The 17,419-nt window shown below is 53.2% G+C and carries 15 protein-coding genes; 10 read left to right on the top strand and 5 right to left on the bottom strand.

The window, feature by feature from the left end; genetic code table 11:
- Positions 1-78: 78 nt before the first annotated feature.
- The 3 genes from OI69_RS06525 (at position 79) to rluA (ending at position 6,355) form a co-directional block, all read left to right on the top strand.
- The gene (locus OI69_RS06525) at positions 79-2,445 is read left to right on the top strand and encodes a DNA polymerase II (protein ID WP_039347663.1); all 2,367 of its coding nucleotides are present in this window, start codon (positions 79-81) and stop codon (positions 2,443-2,445) included.
- A gap of 184 nt (positions 2,446-2,629) precedes the next feature.
- Positions 2,630-5,533: an RNA polymerase-associated protein RapA gene (gene rapA, locus OI69_RS06520; RefSeq protein WP_039347660.1), complete on the top strand. Its 2,904-nt coding sequence runs from the start codon at positions 2,630-2,632 to the stop codon at positions 5,531-5,533.
- 168 nt (positions 5,534-5,701) lie between these two features.
- Entirely contained in the window at positions 5,702-6,355 is a 654-nt protein-coding gene (gene rluA, locus OI69_RS06515; RefSeq protein ID WP_039347657.1) for a bifunctional tRNA pseudouridine(32) synthase/23S rRNA pseudouridine(746) synthase RluA, read from the top strand.
- A gap of 81 nt (positions 6,356-6,436) precedes the next feature.
- On the opposite strand, the gene djlA is transcribed toward rluA, so the two are convergent.
- Positions 6,437-7,312, bottom strand: a complete 876-nt coding sequence (gene djlA / locus OI69_RS06510; protein ID WP_039347654.1) for a co-chaperone DjlA — start codon at positions 7,310-7,312, stop codon at positions 6,437-6,439.
- Between the two features lie 185 nt (positions 7,313-7,497).
- Here djlA and lptD point away from each other — a divergent pair, with 185 nt between their 5' ends.
- The 6 genes from lptD to apaH all read left to right on the top strand — a co-directional run bounded on the left by lptD (position 7,498) and on the right by apaH (position 14,302).
- A complete protein-coding gene (lptD, locus tag OI69_RS06505; protein ID WP_039347837.1) occupies positions 7,498-9,870 on the top strand; it encodes an LPS assembly protein LptD in 2,373 nt (790 codons plus the stop codon).
- 74 nt (positions 9,871-9,944) lie between these two features.
- Positions 9,945-11,240, top strand: a complete 1,296-nt coding sequence (gene surA / locus OI69_RS06500; RefSeq protein WP_039347652.1) for a peptidylprolyl isomerase SurA — start codon at positions 9,945-9,947, stop codon at positions 11,238-11,240.
- Positions 11,240-12,241 (top strand): 4-hydroxythreonine-4-phosphate dehydrogenase PdxA, encoded by a 1,002-nt coding sequence (gene pdxA, locus OI69_RS06495; RefSeq protein WP_039347649.1) that lies wholly within the window; start codon positions 11,240-11,242, stop codon positions 12,239-12,241. Before surA ends, pdxA begins: the two co-directional genes overlap by 1 nt.
- On the top strand, positions 12,234-13,052 hold the full coding sequence (gene rsmA / locus OI69_RS06490; RefSeq protein ID WP_039347646.1) for a 16S rRNA (adenine(1518)-N(6)/adenine(1519)-N(6))-dimethyltransferase RsmA: 819 nt from the start codon (positions 12,234-12,236) through the stop codon (positions 13,050-13,052). The genes pdxA and rsmA overlap by 8 nt, the downstream gene beginning before the upstream one ends.
- A 12-nt stretch (positions 13,053-13,064) precedes the next feature.
- Positions 13,065-13,442, top strand: coding sequence for a Co2+/Mg2+ efflux protein ApaG (apaG, locus tag OI69_RS06485; RefSeq protein ID WP_039347644.1), 378 nt, complete (start codon positions 13,065-13,067; stop codon positions 13,440-13,442).
- Positions 13,443-13,444: 2 nt separating this feature from the next.
- Positions 13,445-14,302 (top strand): bis(5'-nucleosyl)-tetraphosphatase (symmetrical) ApaH, encoded by an 858-nt coding sequence (apaH, locus tag OI69_RS06480; RefSeq protein WP_039347641.1) that lies wholly within the window; start codon positions 13,445-13,447, stop codon positions 14,300-14,302.
- Between the two features lie 31 nt (positions 14,303-14,333).
- On the opposite strand, the gene OI69_RS06475 is transcribed toward apaH, so the two are convergent.
- The 4 genes from OI69_RS06475 to OI69_RS06460 form a co-directional block, all read right to left on the bottom strand.
- Positions 14,334-14,528 carry a hypothetical protein gene (locus tag OI69_RS06475; RefSeq protein WP_039347638.1) on the bottom strand — a complete coding sequence of 65 codons (195 nt, stop codon included), beginning with the start codon at positions 14,526-14,528 and terminating at the stop codon, positions 14,334-14,336.
- A gap of 199 nt (positions 14,529-14,727) precedes the next feature.
- Complete coding sequence (folA, locus tag OI69_RS06470; protein WP_039347636.1) at positions 14,728-15,210, bottom strand: type 3 dihydrofolate reductase; 483 nt, start codon at positions 15,208-15,210, stop codon at positions 14,728-14,730.
- A 98-nt stretch (positions 15,211-15,308) separates the two neighbouring features.
- Entirely contained in the window at positions 15,309-15,779 is a 471-nt protein-coding gene (locus OI69_RS06465; protein WP_039347633.1) for a threonine/serine exporter, read from the bottom strand.
- Positions 15,770-16,609, bottom strand: a complete 840-nt coding sequence (locus OI69_RS06460) for a threonine/serine exporter family protein (RefSeq protein WP_039347630.1) — start codon at positions 16,607-16,609, stop codon at positions 15,770-15,772. The genes OI69_RS06465 and OI69_RS06460 overlap by 10 nt, the downstream gene beginning before the upstream one ends.
- Before the next feature lie 155 nt (positions 16,610-16,764).
- On the opposite strand from OI69_RS06460, the gene OI69_RS06455 reads away from it, so the two are divergent.
- Positions 16,765-17,379: a LysE family transporter gene (locus tag OI69_RS06455; RefSeq protein WP_039347627.1), complete on the top strand. Its 615-nt coding sequence runs from the start codon at positions 16,765-16,767 to the stop codon at positions 17,377-17,379.
- Positions 17,380-17,419 lie beyond the last annotated feature (40 nt).

Below are 17,419 nucleotides of genomic sequence, written 5' to 3'. Positions count from 1 at the left end.
ACTGGACATCACCTGTATAAATAACCATACTTAACGTTACTCTCTTTTCTTATCCCGCTCGCGATAAAAGGCCACTTAGTGACTCAGCTTCGTCAGGGGTTTCTACTAACCCGCCACTGGAACGATACGCCAGCAGGCACGCAGGTTGAATTTTGGCTGGCCACCGATGAGGGCCCGCTGTTGGCTCGTTTGCCCGTGCAGCACGCGGTTGCCTTTATTCCCGCGCAGCAGGAAGCTCGCGCAAGAGTGCACCTACAATCGGAAAAACGCTGGCAGTTAAAACCCCTAGACATGCAGGATTTCCACCATCAACCGCTGCTAGGTTTGTATTGCCCACAATACCGCCAACTGCTGCGCCTGGAAAAGTTGCTGCGCGAGGGAGGCGTTCAGGTCTACGAAGCCGATATTCGCCCGACTGAGCGCTTTCTCATGGAGCGCTTTATCACCGCGCCAGTGTGGCTGAGCGGTACACCTACGTCAGGTAATCTGCTGACCGACACCCGCATGAAACCCAATCCCGATTACCGCCCGACGCTCAGGCTAGTGTCGTTGGATATCGAAACCAACCGCCACGGCGAGCTTTACTGTATTGGGCTGGAGGGCTGCGGGCAGCGTCAGGTTTACATGCTCGGGCCACCGAACGGTACGCCTGCCGAACACGATGATTTTAATCTTGAGTACGTCGCCAGCCGCCCGCTGCTGCTGGAAAGGCTGAATGAATGGATGCAACAATACGATCCCGATGCCATCATCGGCTGGAATCTGGTGCAGTTTGACCTGCGCGTGTTACAAAAACATGCCGAGCGTTACCACATTCCTCTCAAACTGGGGCGTAACGGGCAGGTGCTGGAATGGCGAGAACACGGCTTCAAACAGGGGCATTTTTTTGCCAGCGCCACTGGCCGCCTGATTATTGACGGCATTGACGCGCTCAAATCCGCGACGTGGAATTTTGCCTCGTTTAGTCTGGAATTCGTCGCACAGTCGCTACTCGGGGAAGGCAAAGCCATCGACACCCCCTATCAACGGATGGATGAAATTGACCGGCGTTTTGCTGAAGATAAACCCGCACTTGCTCGCTATAACCTGCAAGACTGCGAACTGGTCACGCGTATTTTCGCCAAAACCGAGCTATTACCTTTCCTACTGGAGCGCGCCAGCGTAACGGGGTTGGCAGCCGACCGCAGCGGCGGTTCCGTCGCAGCCTTTTCCCATCTCTATTTACCACGTATGCATCGCATGGGGTTCGTCGCCCCCAATCTGGGTGATGTCGCACTGGAGGCCAGCCCCGGCGGATTTGTAATGGATTCACGCCCCGGTCTGTATGATTCAGTGCTCGTACTGGATTACAAAAGCCTGTATCCCTCGATCATCCGCACGTTCCTGATCGATCCGGTCGGGCTGGCGGTGGGAACACAGAATCCAGATGATCAGCACGCCGTCCCTGGCTTTCGCGGCGCGTGGTTCTCTCGCGATCGGCACTGTTTACCCGCGATTGTCGAGCAAATCTGGCAAGGGCGAGAAGCGGCAAAACGCACGAATAATAAACCGCTGTCACAGGCGTTAAAAATCATCATGAATGCCTTTTATGGCGTACTGGGTGCGACAGGCTGTCGCTTCTTCGACCCGCGCCTTGCCTCTTCCATCACCCTGCGCGGCCATGAAATCATGCGCCAAACGCGCGAACTGATTGAAAAACAAGGCTATCAGGTAATTTATGGCGATACTGATTCGACCTTTGTCTGGCTGAAACACGCGCACAGCGAAGAGGAAGCCACACAGATTGGTAGGACGCTGGTGCAACACGTTAACCAGTGGTGGACACGGCACCTACAAGACACCCAGCAGTTGACCAGCGCGCTGGAACTGGAGTTTGAAACCCATTTTCGCCGCTTTCTGATGCCAACAATTCGCGGTGCCGAGCAAGGCAGTAAAAAGCGCTATGCCGGACTCATTGACACGCCACAAGGTGAAAAGATGGTGTTCAAAGGGCTGGAAACCGTGCGAACCGACTGGACGCCACTGGCGCAGCAGTTTCAGCAGCAGCTCTATCTGCTGATTTTTCAACAGAAGCCTTATCAGGACTGGCTGCGAGAGTATGTTGACCGCACGCTGAACGGCGAGTTTGACGACCTGCTGATCTACCGTAAACGCTTACGCCGCCGACTGGATGATTACCAACGCAACGTGCCGCCACACGCCAGAGCCGCTAAAATTGCCGATGACTACAACCGTCAGCAAGGGCGACCGCTACAATACCAAAACGGTGGCTGGATCAGTTATGTGATGACGGTTAACGGCCCTGAGCCGCTGGAAACCCGGCATTCACCGCTGGATTATCAGCATTATGTGGAACGCCAACTCCAGCCCGTCGCAGACGCCATTCTCCCTTTCCTGCATGACGATTTTACGACGCTGGTGACAGGCCAGATGGGTTTGTTTTGAATGGAAGCGGTTAATGTTTTCAATGAAAAGCCTTAATTCGTGGTACAGCAAGTTTGAGGGGTGACGAATGCGGCATCATCCATTACCATAACGCCCTTTCTGAATGTGCATCAGCAGCATTATCGGCACCCGATAATGTAATCAGACATTTCCCCGACACAGACGAACATCGAGCTAAGAATTTATGCCTTTTACACTTGGTCAGCGCTGGATCAGCGATACGGAAAGCGAACTTGGACTGGGAACGGTTGTTGCCGTCGATACACGTATGATAACGCTGCTTTTCCCTGCCAGCGGTGAAAACCGACTTTATTCCCGCAGTGACGCCCCCATCACCCGCGTGATGTTCAATCCCGGCGACACCGTCACCAGCCACGAAGGCTGGCAGCTTAAAGTAGATGACGTGCGAGAAGAAAAAGGATTGCTGGTGTATTGCGGCCAACGCCTGGACGATGACACATCGGTGGAACTGCGCGAAGTCTTTCTGGACAGCAAACTGACGTTCAACAAACCGCAAGATCGCCTGTTCGCCGGACAGATTGATCGCATGGATCGCTTTGCCCTGCGCTATCGTGCGCGCAAGCATCAGAACGAGCAGGCGCTGCAACAGCAGGTCGGTTTACGTGGCATGCGTGCCAGCCTCATCCCTCACCAGCTTCACATCGCTCATGAAGTCGGCCAACGCCATGCGCCACGCGTTTTGCTGGCAGATGAAGTCGGTTTGGGAAAAACCATTGAAGCGGGCATGATCATCCACCAGCAGTTACTGGCGGGTCGTGCCAGCCGTGTGCTGATTATCGTACCTGAAACCCTGCAACATCAGTGGCTAGTCGAAATGCTGCGCCGCTTTAACCTGTTATTCTCACTGTTTGACGACGAGCGCTACGCTGAAGCCAAGCTGGACAGCAGCAATCCATTTGAAACCGAGCAATTGGTGATCTGTTCACTGGGCTTTGTTCAACGCAACGCTCAACGTTTTGCCCAGTTAGTCAACGCCGACTGGGATCTGCTGGTGGTGGATGAAGCGCATCATCTGGTCTGGAGCGAAGAAAGCCCCAGCCCGGAATATCAGGCCATCGAAACGCTGGCGCGCGCGACACCAGCGGTTTTGCTGTTAACCGCGACGCCGGAACAGCTCGGCCAGCAGAGCCACTTTGCACGTTTACGTCTGCTCGATCCTAACCGCTTCCACGACTATCAGGAGTTCGTTGCCGAACAGCAGCAGTATCGTCCGGTTGCCGATGCGGTCACGCTGCTATTAGCCGGTGAGAAAGCGCAAACGGCGGAACTGAACGCGCTGAGCGACCTGCTGGGTGAGCAGGATATTGAGCCGCTGCTGAAAGCCATTAACAGTGACAGCGATGACAATCAGAAAGCGCGTCAGGAGCTGATCGCTATGCTGATGGATCGCCACGGCACCAGCCGCGTGCTGTTCCGTAACACCCGTCAGGGCGTGAAAGGTTTCCCGCAACGTGTCCTGCATCAAATCCGTCTGCCGTTGCCAGCACAGTATCAAACAGCGATTAAAGTCTCTGGCATCATGAACGCCAATAAAGCGCTGGAAGTACGCGCCCGCGACATGCTGTACCCAGAACAAATTTATCAGCAACTTGAAGGTGACGATGCCACCTGGTGGAACTTCGATCCACGCGTGGAATGGCTGCTTAACTACCTGACAGCAAACCGCGATGAAAAAGTGCTGGTGATCTGTGCGCAGGCCGCTACAGCACTGCAACTGGAGCAGGTGCTGCGTACGCGTGAAGCGATCCGCGCCGCCGTCTTCCATGAAGGATTGTCGATTCTGGAACGTGACCGTGCCGCCGCCTATTTTGCTTCTGAAGAAGAAGGCGCACAGGTGTTAATCTGTTCAGAGATCGGTTCCGAGGGGCGTAATTTCCAGTTTGCCAGCCATTTGGTCATGTTCGATCTGCCATTCAACCCTGACCTGCTGGAACAGCGTATCGGTCGTCTGGATCGTATCGGACAGGCCAAAGAAATTCAGATTATGGTGCCGTATCTGGAAAACACCGCACAGGCTTTACTGGTGCGCTGGTATCACGAAGGGCTGGATGCGTTTGAGCACACCTGCCCGACAGGCCGCACCATCTATGATGCCCACCATACGCAGTTGATCGAGCGGCTGACGACGGTCGGTGAACAGCAGGGATTGGATGAATTTATCCATACCTGCCGCCAACAGCACGACAGCCTGAAACAACAGCTTGAACAAGGTCGCGATCGCCTGCTGGAAATGCACTCTAACGGTGGTGAAAAAGCGCAGCAGTTGGCGCAGGCCATTGCCGAGCAGGATAATGATGTCAATCTGGTGACATTTGCGCTGAACTTGTTTGATATTGTTGGCATCAATCAGGAAGATCGCAGTGACAATCTGATCATCCTGACCCCATCCGATCATATGCTGGTGCCGGATTTCCCCGGTTTGCCACAGGACGGCTGCACGATCACGTTCGATCGCGATCAGGCGCTCTCGCGTGAAGACGCCCAGTTTATCAGTTGGGAACACCCGCTGATCCGTAACGGGCTGGATCTGGTGCTATCCGGTGATACTGGAAGCTGCGCGGTGTCATTATTGAAAAATAAAGCGTTACCGGTCGGCACGCTGCTGGCGGAACTGGTGTACGTTGTGGAAGCGCAGGCGCCGAAACACCTGCAACTGACCCGTTTCCTGCCGCCAACGCCGGTTCGCCTGCTGATGGACCGTAAAGGCACCAATCTGGCGGCACAGGTTGAGTTTGAAAGCTTCAACCGCCAGCTTAATGCGGTAAACCGTCATACGTCCAGCAAGCTGGTGAATGCGGTACAGGCCGATGTTCATGCCATGTTGCAACAGGCGGAAGCGCTGGTAGAAACGCAGGCACGCCAGCTTATCGCCGAGGCTCAGGAGCAGGCCGACCTGCAATTGCGCCGCGAACTGGAACGTCTGGAAGCGCTAAAAGCCGTTAACCCCAACATTCGTGAAGATGAACTGACAGCGCTGGAAAACCAGCGTGAACAGGTACTAAGCAATCTCCATGAAGCCAACTGGCGTCTGGATGCGATCCGTCTGGTGGTGGTGACGCACCAGTAAGCGTTTCTGACAGCGGTATTGGCATCACGCCATACCGCTGCTAAAACGGCATGTTGTTTGCAAAATCGAGATACACGGGCATACCACGGGGCGAGGCCTCCCTGCGGGAACCTCATCCCCGTGTTCTCCCTAATATCACACATTATATGTTGCCTGAAAGGTGCCCCGATGGAACCCTATAACCCGCCTACCGATCCCTGGCTGCACATTCTGTATCAGGATCAGCACATCATGGTGGTGAATAAACCCAGCGGTCTGCTGTCGGTTCCAGGCCGTGCGCCTGAACACAAAGACAGCGTGATGAGCCGTATTCAGGCGGATTACCCAACAGCCGAATCGGTGCATCGTCTGGATATGGCGACCAGCGGTGTGATCGCTGTCGCACTGACGAAAGCCGCCGAACGCGAATTAAAGCGTCAGTTTCGCGAGCGTGAACCAAAGAAATCCTACCTTGCCCGCGTCTGGGGACATATGGAACAGGATGAAGGCGTTATCGATCTGCCGCTGATCTGCGACTGGCCAAATCGCCCGAAACAGAAGGTCTGCTTTGAAGAAGGCAAAGCGGCACAGACTGAATATCAGGTGATCTCACGGGATGAGGACGGTACGACGCGCGTCAAACTGATGCCGATTACCGGTCGCTCCCATCAACTGCGCGTCCATCTGCTGGCACTCGGCCACCCTATCCTCGGCGATGGCTTCTATGCCCATCCCGACGCCAAAGCGTTGGCCCCTCGCCTGTTACTACACGCGCAAGAACTGGCTATCACGCATCCGGCTTTCAATACGCCAATGCACTTTCGCTGCGAAGCGGATTTCTGAGATAAACGCGTTGACAGGATTTGTACATCTGGGTTGGTAGAACGGTAAAACAGAGAAGTAAAAAGAGAGGAAAAATGCGGATTATTTTGCCTGATTCGCGCTTTTCAACAGTTCGTAAGCGGCCTGGATATCCTGCGCTTTGCGTTTGGCCATCTCCATCATCCTCGGCGAAAGCTTCTTGGCGACCAGCTTATCGGGATGATGTTCACTCATGAGTTTGCGATAAGCCCGTTTAATCGTCGCCGCGTCATCACTGCTGCGCACGCCTAACGTTCGGCAGGCACTTTCAACGGTTGGCCCACGCGGGGGCGAAGCGGGACGCTGACCACCATAAGAGTGTCCGTTGGAATAGCCATTACTGCGGCGTTGATGCGATTTACCGTTTTGGCGTGACTGGTTCTGCCGCGATTGCTGCCCCGTGGTACTTTCCATATTCCGCAGAAAGAACTCAAACTGCTCACGCGTCACGCCCAGCTCATCGGCAATCACGTATAACACGCGTCGTTCGTTCGGATGCAAGACGCCATCCACAAACGCGACCTGAAGCTGAATTTCCAGAAACATCTTAATTAAATCAAAACGTCCCAGACAGGCATCGCGTAGCTTGCGCAATTTTATCCGCAAAGGGAAATGACCGGCTTTTCCCTCGCGAAAAGCCCGCTGAGCGGCAGTTCTCGCCTCACCAAACAGCTCAAGACGATCCATCATTTTGGTGGCGATCTTGATATCGGCTTCCGTCACCCGACCTTTGGATTTGGTCAGATGTCCCATAGCCTGAAAGGTCGTGAGAAAGAACAATGACTGACGGGTAGACTGCGCGGAGAAATAATCACGGCGACGTGATGCCCGGGCTTTGTCAATCCAATGCCCCATCAGTAAGCCCATGATCATTCCCCAGATGCCAGCACTTGAGACGATCCCCAGCGCTAACCCCAGCAACTTTCCCCAATACCGCATATACTCCTCAAATCCTCATGCCGTCAGCCCAAAATTGCTTTATCATACCCGTCATTTATCTTTGCACCTAACGGCGGTGCGTATAAGCGGTGGGGATTTAACACTGGCGCAACGCTAACGAGTGATATAGTCTCTGACCGTTTGCCGGCATGATGCCCCTGATGACGGAACACCTGATACCACGTATGAAAAAAAGTTTCCCAACTCTGCTGGCCACTCTGGTTTGGTCGGCGCTTTACAGCCAGCACGCGCTGGCCGATCTCGCTGAACAGTGCATGCTGGGTGTACCTACGTACAACAGACCGCTGGTAACTGGCGATCCTAATCAGTTGCCGGTCAATATTCAGGCCGACAAAACCGAAGCCAGCTACCCAGACAACGCCAAATTCACCGGCAATGTTCACATTCAGCAGGGCAACAGCGTCATGACCGCCGAACAGGTGGAACTGAACCAGTTAACCCCAGCCACACAGGGTAGCACACCCACACGTAGCATTACCGCAACGGGAAATGTCCACTACGACGACAATCAGGTCACCCTTAAAGGCCCGAAAGCCTGGGCCAATCTGAACACCAAAGATACCGACGTCTATGAAGGCGACTATCAGATGGTGGGACGTCAAGGGCGTGGTTCCGCCGACAAAATGAAAATGCGTGACAGCAATCGCTACACCATTTTGGAAAACGGCTCCTTCACGTCCTGTCTGCCGGGAGATAATAGCTGGAGTGTCGTCGGTTCGGAAGTGATTCAAGACAGAGAAGAGCAGGTTGCCGAAATCTGGAACGCGCGTTTCAAGATTGGTGGCGTACCTGTGTTCTATAGCCCGTATTTGCAGCTTCCTATCGGCGATAAACGACGCTCAGGCTTCCTCATCCCCAATGCGAAATATGGTAGCAGCAATGGCTTTGAATTGCTGACGCCGTATTACTGGAATATCGCCCCTAATTTTGACGCTACCCTCACTCCGCATCTGCAAACGCGACGCGGTGTTCAGTGGCAGAACGAATTCCGTTACCTGACCACTCCGGGTCTCGGTGTGATTCAATTCGACTGGTTGCCCAGCGACAATGAATACGCCAAAGTCGCACCGCAGGATAGCAACGACACCCGTTGGCTATTCCATTGGGGCCACAACGGCGTGATGGATCAGGTATGGCGTTTTAGCGCAGACTACACCAAAGTCAGCGATGACCGCTACTTCACCGATCTGGACTCACATTACGGTTCAACCACCGACGGTTACGTCACCCAAAAACTCAGTGCGGGCTATGCGAACCAAAACTGGAACACCACACTGTCCACCAAACAGTTCCAGGTCTTCTCCAATGCGACCAGTCGTGATGTCTACCGCGCAGAACCACAGCTTGATATTAATTATTATCAGAATGATATCGGCCCGGTTGATATGCACCTTTATGGTCAGGCGGTAAAATTTACTAACGTTAACGACAATAGGCCAGAAACAACGCGCCTGCATGTTGAGCCAACGCTGAACCTCCCGCTGGCAAACCGCTGGGCCAGCCTGAATACCGAAGCCAAACTCTTAGCAACGCACTACCAACAGGATAACCTGGACCGTTACCGTGCAACACCAAGCGATACGCAAGAGATACAAGACTCGAAAAATGCACTGAAAGATTCGGTGAATCGAGTCATTCCACAGTATAAAGTCGACGGCAAAATGGTTTTTGAACGCGAAATGGACTGGTCGCAGGCCTATACCCAAACGCTGGAGCCTCGCGCACAATACCTGTACGTGCCCTATCGCGATCAAAGCAGTATCCATATTTATGACTCAACGCTGATGCAGACCGACTATTCTGGCCTGTTCCGCGATCGCAGCTACAGCGGTCTGGACCGTATCGCCTCCGCCAATCAACTGGTAACGGGTGTCACCACGCGGATTTATGATGATACATTGGTTGAACGTTTTAACGCTTCTATTGGTCAAATCTATTACTTCGATCGTCCACGCACCGGTGACCTCAATACGTCACTCGATAAAAGTGATAACAACGGTAGCCAGGTGTGGGCAGGTGACTCCTTCCTGAGAATCGATGACAGGTGGGGTGTTCGCGGTGGTCTGCAATATGACAATCGTCTGAACGAAGTCGCGCTGGGTGACGCCGTGTTAGAATACCGCCGCGATGCGGAACGTTTGGTGCAGCTAAACTATCGTTATGCCAGCCCTGAATATATTCAGGATATGATTCCCAATGTCAGGAACCCAGGCTTCCAGCAGGGCATCTCACAGGTGGGTATCACCGCGAGCTGGCCGATCGTCGAACGTTGGGCTGTTGTCGGGGCGTATTACTACGACACCAAGGCCAATCAGCCGGCAAACCAGCTTATTGGTTTACAGTACAATACCTGTTGTTGGGCCGTTAACGTCGGTTATGAACGTAAAATTACCGACTGGAACAGTGCCAGCCGCAGCAGCGAATACGACAACAAAGTGTCATTCAATATCGAATTACGCGGTTTAAGCAGCGATTACAGTCTGGGTTCCGAAAAAATGCTGCGCTCAGGTATTTTACCTTACCAGCGCGCATTCTGATGTGTCATAACAGGCTGTCTCACTGAAACGTTGGAACTTTTAACCCGCCTTGCGGATGAAATAATGGGAAAGGTATGAAGAACTGGAGAACGCTTATTCTCGGATTGGCACTGAGTGCCTCTACCGCGTTCGCAGCACCACAGGTGGTTGATAAAGTCGCAGCAGTGGTCGATAACAGCGTCGTATTGGAAAGTGATGTCAACGGCCTTTTGCAGTCAGTGAAACTGAATGCTCAGCAGGCCGGACAACAACTACCGGATGATGCGACGCTACGCCATCAGATTACCGATCGTCTGATCATGGATAACATCATCCTGCAAATGGCGCAGAAAATGGGTATCCAGGTGACCGATGAGCAACTGGAACAGGCGATTGGCAATATTGCCGCTCAAAACCGGATGTCACTGGATCAGCTAAAAAGCCAGTTGGCTTACGAAGGTCTGAACTACAACACCTATCGTAATCAGATTCGCAAAGAGATGTTGATTTCGGAAGTACGTAATAACGAAGTCCGTCGTCGTGTTACCGTACTCCCGCAGGAAGTCGATACGCTGGCTAAGCAGATCGCTAACCAGACCGGCGAAAACGATGAACTAAACCTGAGCCATATCCTAATCCCATTGTCGGAAAACCCCACTCAGCAGCAGGTGGATGAAGCGGAAAATCTGGCAACCTCACTGGTGAAGCAAATCAATGAAGGGGCGGATTTCGGTAAACTGGCTATCACCTATTCGTCTGACGCTCAGGCGCTGAAAGGTGGCCAGATGGGCTGGGGCAAGTTACAAGAAATCCCAACCCTGTTTGCCGAACGCTTAACGCAGGCGCAAAAAGGCCAGATCGTCGGCCCAATCCGTTCTGGTGTGGGCTTCCACATTCTGAAAGTGAACGATATTCGCGGTGGTAACAAAAGCGTATCGGTCACCGAAACGCACGCTCGTCATATTCTGATCAAACCTTCTGTCGTCATGACGGATAGTCAGGCGCAAGCCAAGCTCGCCGAAGTGGCACAGCAGATCAAAAACGGCAGTACCGATTTCGCCGCACAAGCCAAACTGCTCTCCCAGGATCCTGGCTCTGCAAATCAGGGCGGTGATCTGGGTTGGGCCTCTCCAGATATGTACGATCCGGCCTTCCGCGATGCGCTGTTGAAACTGAAGAAAGGCGAAATCAGTCAGCCTGTTCACTCCTCTTTTGGCTGGCACCTGATTCAATTGCTGGACACCCGTCAGGTAGATAAAACCGACGCGGCACAAAAAGAGCAGGCATACCGTATGATCTTTAATCGTAAGTTCGCTGAAGAAGCGCAAACCTGGATGCAGGAGCAGCGTGCGTCGGCCTATGTCAAAGTGATTAATGGCGCAACTCACTAATGCAGACTAAGAGCAAGACACCACGCGTTGTGATCACCCCCGGCGAACCCGCCGGGATTGGCCCCGATCTGGTGATTGCTCTCGCACAGCAAGACTGGCCAGTGGAGCTGGTTTGCTGTGCGGATCCTGACCTGTTATTCAGTCGCGCATTGCAACTGTCTCTGCCGCTGACGCTGCGTGAGTATCACCCCGGTCATCCGGCACAGCCACAGCAGGCAGGTAGCCTCACCATCCTGCCAGTTGCCGCACCCGCAACCATTATTGCGGGTCAATTGAATGTCGCTAACAGCACTTATGTTGTTGAAACTCTGGCGCGCGCCTGTGACGGCTGCCTGAACGGCGAATTCGCCGCGCTGATTACCGGCCCAGTACATAAAGGCATCATCAACGATGCTGGTGTCCCTTTCAGTGGACATACTGAATTTTTCGCCGATCGCAGCCACTGTGACCGTGTCGTCATGATGCTGGCGACGGAAGAATTGCGTGTTGCTTTAGCAACCACGCATCTGCCGCTGGCGGCCGTTTCTGCGGCCATTACCCGCCAGAGCCTGCATGAAGTCATCACGATCTTGCACCATGATTTGCAGACAAAATTCGGCATTGCTCAACCCCAAATTTACGTCTGTGGGTTAAATCCTCATGCTGGTGAAGGTGGCCATATGGGGCGTGAAGAGCTGGATGTCATTAATCCTGCGCTGGACGAACTACGCCAGCAGGGCATTACGCTGGTGGGGCCATTGCCTGCCGACACGCTTTTCCAACCCAAGTACCTGCAACACGCTGACGCCGTTTTGGCGATGTACCACGATCAAGGGCTACCGGTTCTGAAATATCAGGGCTTCGGGCGCGCCGTTAATATCACGCTGGGGTTACCGTTTACCCGCACATCCGTTGATCACGGCACAGCGCTTGAGCTGGCCGCAACGGGCAACGCCGACTCCGGCAGCTTCATCACGGCATTAAATCTTGCCATTAAAATGATAAAATACAGTAATGAATAATCGCGTACACCAAGGTCACTTCGCCCGTAAACGTTTTGGGCAAAACTTTTTAAACGATCACTTCGTGATCGATAGCATCGTTTCCGCCATTCATCCTCAGCCGGGACAAGCGGTTGTCGAGATAGGCCCCGGACTCGGCGCGCTTACCGCCCCCGTCGGCGAACGGATGGATCGTTTTACCGTGATTGAGCTGGACAGGGATCTGGCCGCGCGGTTGGAAACGCATCCGACGCTGAAAGATAAGCTGACGATTATTCAGCAAGATGCCATGACGATCGATTTCGCTGCGCTCGCTGAACAAGCCGGACAACCGCTGCGCGTTTTTGGCAACTTGCCGTATAATATTTCTACCCCGCTGATGTTCCACTTGTTCACCTATACTCAATCTATCCGCGACATGCACTTTATGTTGCAGAAAGAAGTGGTTAACCGTTTGGTAGCGGGGCCGAACAGCAAAGCCTTTGGACGCCTAAGCGTCATGGCACAGTATTATTGCCAGATAATTCCGGTGCTTGAAGTACCACCAGAAGCATTCAAGCCCGCACCTAAAGTGGATTCTGCCGTCGTGCGACTCGTGCCTCGTGCCGAGATCCCCTACCCGGTTAGTGATATTCGCGTATTGAGCCGCATCACGACGGAAGCGTTCAATCAGCGCCGTAAAACATTGCGTAACAGTCTGGGTAATCTGTTCACGCCAGACGTTCTCGCCGAGCTGGGTATTGATGCCACCAGCCGCGCAGAGAATGTGACCGTTGAACAATATTGCCGCTTGGCGAACTGGTTAAGCGAGCATCCTGCAAAACAGGAATAACTGGAGTTCATCATGATTAATGCGCCCCGTGTTTGTGTACAGGTTCAGAGCGTTTACGTGGAATCACAATCGGAACCTGATGAAGAACGTTTCGTGTTTGCTTACACGATTACCGTTCGCAATCTGGGGCGTCATGAAATCCAGCTTTTGGGGCGTTATTGGCTGATCACCAACGGTAACGGTCGCCAGACTGAAGTTCAGGGTGAAGGCGTCGTCGGCGAACAGCCGATTATCCAGCCCGGCGGCGAGTTCCAATATACCAGCGGTGCCGTTATAGAAACGCCTCTCGGCACGATGGAGGGCCACTACCACATGGTTGACCATCAGGGCAAAGCGTTTCAGGTTTCAATCCCCGTATTCCGTCTGGCTATCTCCTCACTGATACATTAATTATGTCTACCTATTTAGTTGGCGATGTCCACGGCTGTTTAGTGGAACTCAAAGCGCTATTGGCGCAAGTTTCCTTTAATCCTGAGCAAGATACGCTTTGGTTAACCGGCGATTTAGTCGCACGCGGGCCGGATTCGCTTCAGGTTCTGCGCTTCGTGCGTTCCCTCGGTTCCTCTGTTCGGATGGTGCTTGGCAATCACGATCTACACCTGCTGGCCGTTTATGCCGGTATCAGCCGCAATAAGCCGAAAGATCGTCTCAACGATCTCCTCACCGCGCCGGATGCAGATGAACTCATCAACTGGCTACGCCGCCAGCCGATCCTACAGGCTGATGACGATCTGAAGCTGGTCATGGCGCATGCTGGCATCACGCCACAGTGGGATCTGCCGACAGCACTGATGTGTGCACGCGAAGTTGAATCGATCCTGAGCAGCGACAGCTACCCGCTTTTCCTCGATGCCATGTATGGCGATATGCCGAACCACTGGAGCCCAGAACTGAGTGGACTGGCACGCCTGCGCTTTAGCACCAATGTCTTTACCCGTATGCGCTACTGCTTCTCTGGAGGACAGTTGGATATGCTCTGCAAAGAGCCGCCAGGTCAGGCGCCTTCCCTGCTAAAACCATGGTTTGATTTGCCAAGCCAAATCACCGGAGAATATGCGATTGTGTTCGGCCATTGGGCGTCACTGGAAGGGAAAGGCACACCGGAGAACATTTATGCATTGGATACCGGGTGCTGTTGGGGGGGGGATCTGACGATGCTGCGTTGGGACGATAAACGCTATTTTACGCAACCGTCACTGTCACCAAATACCGAACTCTCTGGTAATATCGCGCCCTCACCGAATGCGTGATGTATTCACGCCAAGGCAAGCCGAGCCACTGTCAAAGAAAGGGGACAGTCGTCCCAGACTGCACTTTTTGGGATGGCGGAACGGCTAGCTCCTCGGCGGGAATCGACCAGATGCCACCGCCAAGAAACCCAGCCAGCCCCACGGCATCTACACCGCCTGACGGTAATTCACGGCGGCGAGGATCGCTCAGGCGGTCAGAATTCAGATTGCTGTTTCTATTCGTCATACGTACGGTTTCCTTGATAGTAAACACAGCGGCTTAAGTGTCTTTCGATTGAACTACGCCTCAATTGAACAACACAAAGACGACCTGTTTTTATACTAACGATGGCCGATGACAGAAATATGAAACGAAAAAACCCGCAACAAGGCGGGCTTGGGGAGATGTCGTCTTCTCCGCACCACTCTGGCGCGGAAAGATGTGCTTAGCGGCGTTCCAGTATTTCGAAACAGTAACTGTGTGAATTACGCTCGTCGGCGTCATGGAATTCGCTGAAAACAGACTGCCATTCATCCGGCTCATAATCAGGGAAATGCGTATCGCCTTCCACCTCGGCATCAATATGCGTCAGGTAGAGGCGGTTAGCCTGTGACAGCATCTGCTGATAAATGCTGCCGCCGCCAATCACCATCACTTCCTCAACGTCACCTGCGGCCGCTAACGCAGCCTCCAGCGATGAAACCCAGGTCACACGATCGTCATCACCAGGATGATTACTGACGACAATGTTCAGCCGACCGGGCAACGGCTGACCGATAGAGCGGAAAGTATTACGCCCCATAATAATGGGCTTTTTAAGTGTATTACGTTTAAACCATGCCAGATCGGCAGGCAAATGCCACGGCATCGCGTTTTCCATGCCAATCACGCGATCCACTGCCAGTGCAGCAATCAAACTAATAACCATGGTGAAAAAACCCTGTAGGTCAGAAAATTGCTGACACTATACGGAAAGCCCCTCCACTCGTCGATATCAAGACCCAGCGGAAATGTAATATAAGAGTTTTATACACCGGGTCGTTTACGGTAGAGCCAGATCCCCGGCAAAGACAGGCCGATAGACAGCGCGCCGACGATAAAACTGGCCTTCAGGAAATTGGTTACCATGACGCTCATCAGCGCTTCGCTATAGCCAAGATGCGAAATTTCCACCACCGAAATCATCGCCGTATAGGCAGAAATGCCGGGAAACATCGGGATCACGGCCGCGACGGTGAAAACCTTTGGATGCGCCAGCAGCCAGCGTGACCAGCGAATGCCGATAATACCGATCAGAATCGCCGCCAGAAACGACGCCCACTCAATATTCATTCCGAAATGTATTGCCACAAACCGTACGCCATGCCCAACACCGCCCAACAGCGCACAATACGGCAGTGCTTTCAGCGGTACGTTAAAGACCATGGCGAAGCCCAGTGCCGGAACCGCCGCCAGCACCATATCCTGTAAGAACGCCCACAGTAAACTTAAGCCCATCCGCGTAACCCCCACAGCGACATCGCCATCACCACACCAATACAGGTTGCCAACGTCAGCAAACTCGCAACCGTCCAGCGAGCCAAACCGGTATTCACATGCCCTTTAAACATATCCGCTACGGCATTAATCAACGGAAAGCCGGGAACCAACAGCAGCACGCTTGCCGCCATCGCCACCGTCGAGGTTTGAGAAAAAGTGGGTAAACGCATCAACAGCCCGGATGCCGACGTCGCGACAAACGCCGTAATACAGAAATTGATTAACGGATTCAGGTGCCGTGCCGTAAAGACCTGACGGACGTACATTGCCAGACCACTGGCGATCAGTGTGACGATAAAGGCATCCCACCCGCCGCCGTTCAAGCGGCTGAAACAACCGCAGGAAAGCGCCACAACGGAAACCATCAACCAGCGCGGATAACGCAGTGGCTTAATATTCCCCAGACGCTTCTCCACGCCAGCCACATCCAGCAGTTTATGCTCGGCCATGATGACGGCATGCTGAACCTCAATAACGACGTGCATATTAATCCCGCGATCCGCATTCTTTCGTGTCGACGTCAGACAATGCCCCTGCATAATAGTCGTCAGGACAATCGAATTTGCAGAAATCGAACTCTCAACGCTATCGGCACCGAGCGCTATACCCAGCCGCGACGACAACTGCTCCACCACCATACTTTCTGCGCCATGCTGCAACAGCAGCAGCGCACACTGGATACACAGCCGGGTTATTTCCCGCTGGTGTAGCGCTTCCCCCGCCTGTTTGTCGCCACTTAAGTGTTTTGCACCACTTAATGATTCACCGCTCTCGCGTTCACTGACCATGTTGTTATCTCAACCCGCCCCTGAAATTAACCATAAAAAATGAAAGGATAATTGTTAACATATCATCGCCGAATAACCAATAAGTGTGATGCGAATTCATTATTCTGGCGCTATCATTTTAAACGCTCTTGATATCTTCACTCTCTGGAATGACCATGTTAGAAACATCGCTGTTTGTCGCCACCATTTCTACACTAGGCATGCTCTCCCCTGGCCCTGACTTTTTTCTCGTCATCAAGAATGCCGCACGCTATCCACGCGTTACGGCGCTGATGACCGCTTTCGGTGTCATCTGCGGCGTGGCTACTCACATGGCGTACTGCGTCGCTGGCTTGGCCGTCGTCATCACGACGACACCGTGGCTATTTAATGTACTGAAATATGCGGGTGCCGCCTACCTGATCTGGATCGGTATTCAGGCATTATTTGCACGCGGTGGCAGCAAACTGGAGATTTCCCCTCAAGGTCAGCAAAGCGTCAGCCTGAAAAAAGCGTTCCTGCAAGGTTACCTCTGCAATTTGCTTAATCCAAAAGCCACGCTGTTCTTTTTAGCGATGTTCACACAGGTTCTGAATATTGATTCTGGCATCGGTGAAAAACTGTGGTATGCCATGATTATCTGGCTGCTCTCTGTCGTGTGGTGGCCGCTGTTGGTGCTGCTTTTCCAAAGCGAACCCGTACGACGTGGGCTGGCTAAAGCGCAGAAACTGGTGGATAAACTGCTGGGTACGGTACTGATCGCACTGGGTATCAAAGTCGCGCTGGGTTAAACCCAAAACGCTCACCATGAAAAAAGCCAGCGCGGTGACC

The organism is Pectobacterium fontis (assembly GCF_000803215.1).
GTDB lineage: Bacteria > Pseudomonadota > Gammaproteobacteria > Enterobacterales > Enterobacteriaceae > Pectobacterium > Pectobacterium fontis.
This window is presented reverse-complemented; position numbering and strand designations above follow the sequence as displayed.

Excerpts from the sequence above, each read along its gene's own strand:
- rapA (WP_039347660.1), top strand. The coding sequence starts at position 2,630 with ATGCCTTTTACACTTGGTCAGCGCTGGATCAGCGATACGGAAAGCGAA.
- rluA (WP_039347657.1), top strand. The coding sequence starts at position 5,702 with ATGGAACCCTATAACCCGCCTACCGATCCCTGGCTGCACATTCTGTAT.
- djlA (WP_039347654.1), bottom strand. The coding sequence starts at position 7,312 with ATGCGGTATTGGGGAAAGTTGCTGGGGTTAGCGCTGGGGATCGTCTCA.
- lptD (WP_039347837.1), top strand. The coding sequence starts at position 7,498 with ATGAAAAAAAGTTTCCCAACTCTGCTGGCCACTCTGGTTTGGTCGGCG.
- surA (WP_039347652.1), top strand. The coding sequence starts at position 9,945 with ATGAAGAACTGGAGAACGCTTATTCTCGGATTGGCACTGAGTGCCTCT.
- pdxA (WP_039347649.1), top strand. The coding sequence starts at position 11,240 with ATGCAGACTAAGAGCAAGACACCACGCGTTGTGATCACCCCCGGCGAA.
- rsmA (WP_039347646.1), top strand. The coding sequence starts at position 12,234 with ATGAATAATCGCGTACACCAAGGTCACTTCGCCCGTAAACGTTTTGGG.
- apaG (WP_039347644.1), top strand. The coding sequence starts at position 13,065 with ATGATTAATGCGCCCCGTGTTTGTGTACAGGTTCAGAGCGTTTACGTG.
- apaH (WP_039347641.1), top strand. The coding sequence starts at position 13,445 with ATGTCTACCTATTTAGTTGGCGATGTCCACGGCTGTTTAGTGGAACTC.
- OI69_RS06475 (WP_039347638.1), bottom strand. The coding sequence starts at position 14,528 with ATGACGAATAGAAACAGCAATCTGAATTCTGACCGCCTGAGCGATCCT.
- folA (WP_039347636.1), bottom strand. The coding sequence starts at position 15,210 with ATGGTTATTAGTTTGATTGCTGCACTGGCAGTGGATCGCGTGATTGGC.
- OI69_RS06465 (WP_039347633.1), bottom strand. The coding sequence starts at position 15,779 with ATGGGCTTAAGTTTACTGTGGGCGTTCTTACAGGATATGGTGCTGGCG.
- OI69_RS06460 (WP_039347630.1), bottom strand. The coding sequence starts at position 16,609 with ATGGTCAGTGAACGCGAGAGCGGTGAATCATTAAGTGGTGCAAAACAC.
- OI69_RS06455 (WP_039347627.1), top strand. The coding sequence starts at position 16,765 with ATGTTAGAAACATCGCTGTTTGTCGCCACCATTTCTACACTAGGCATG.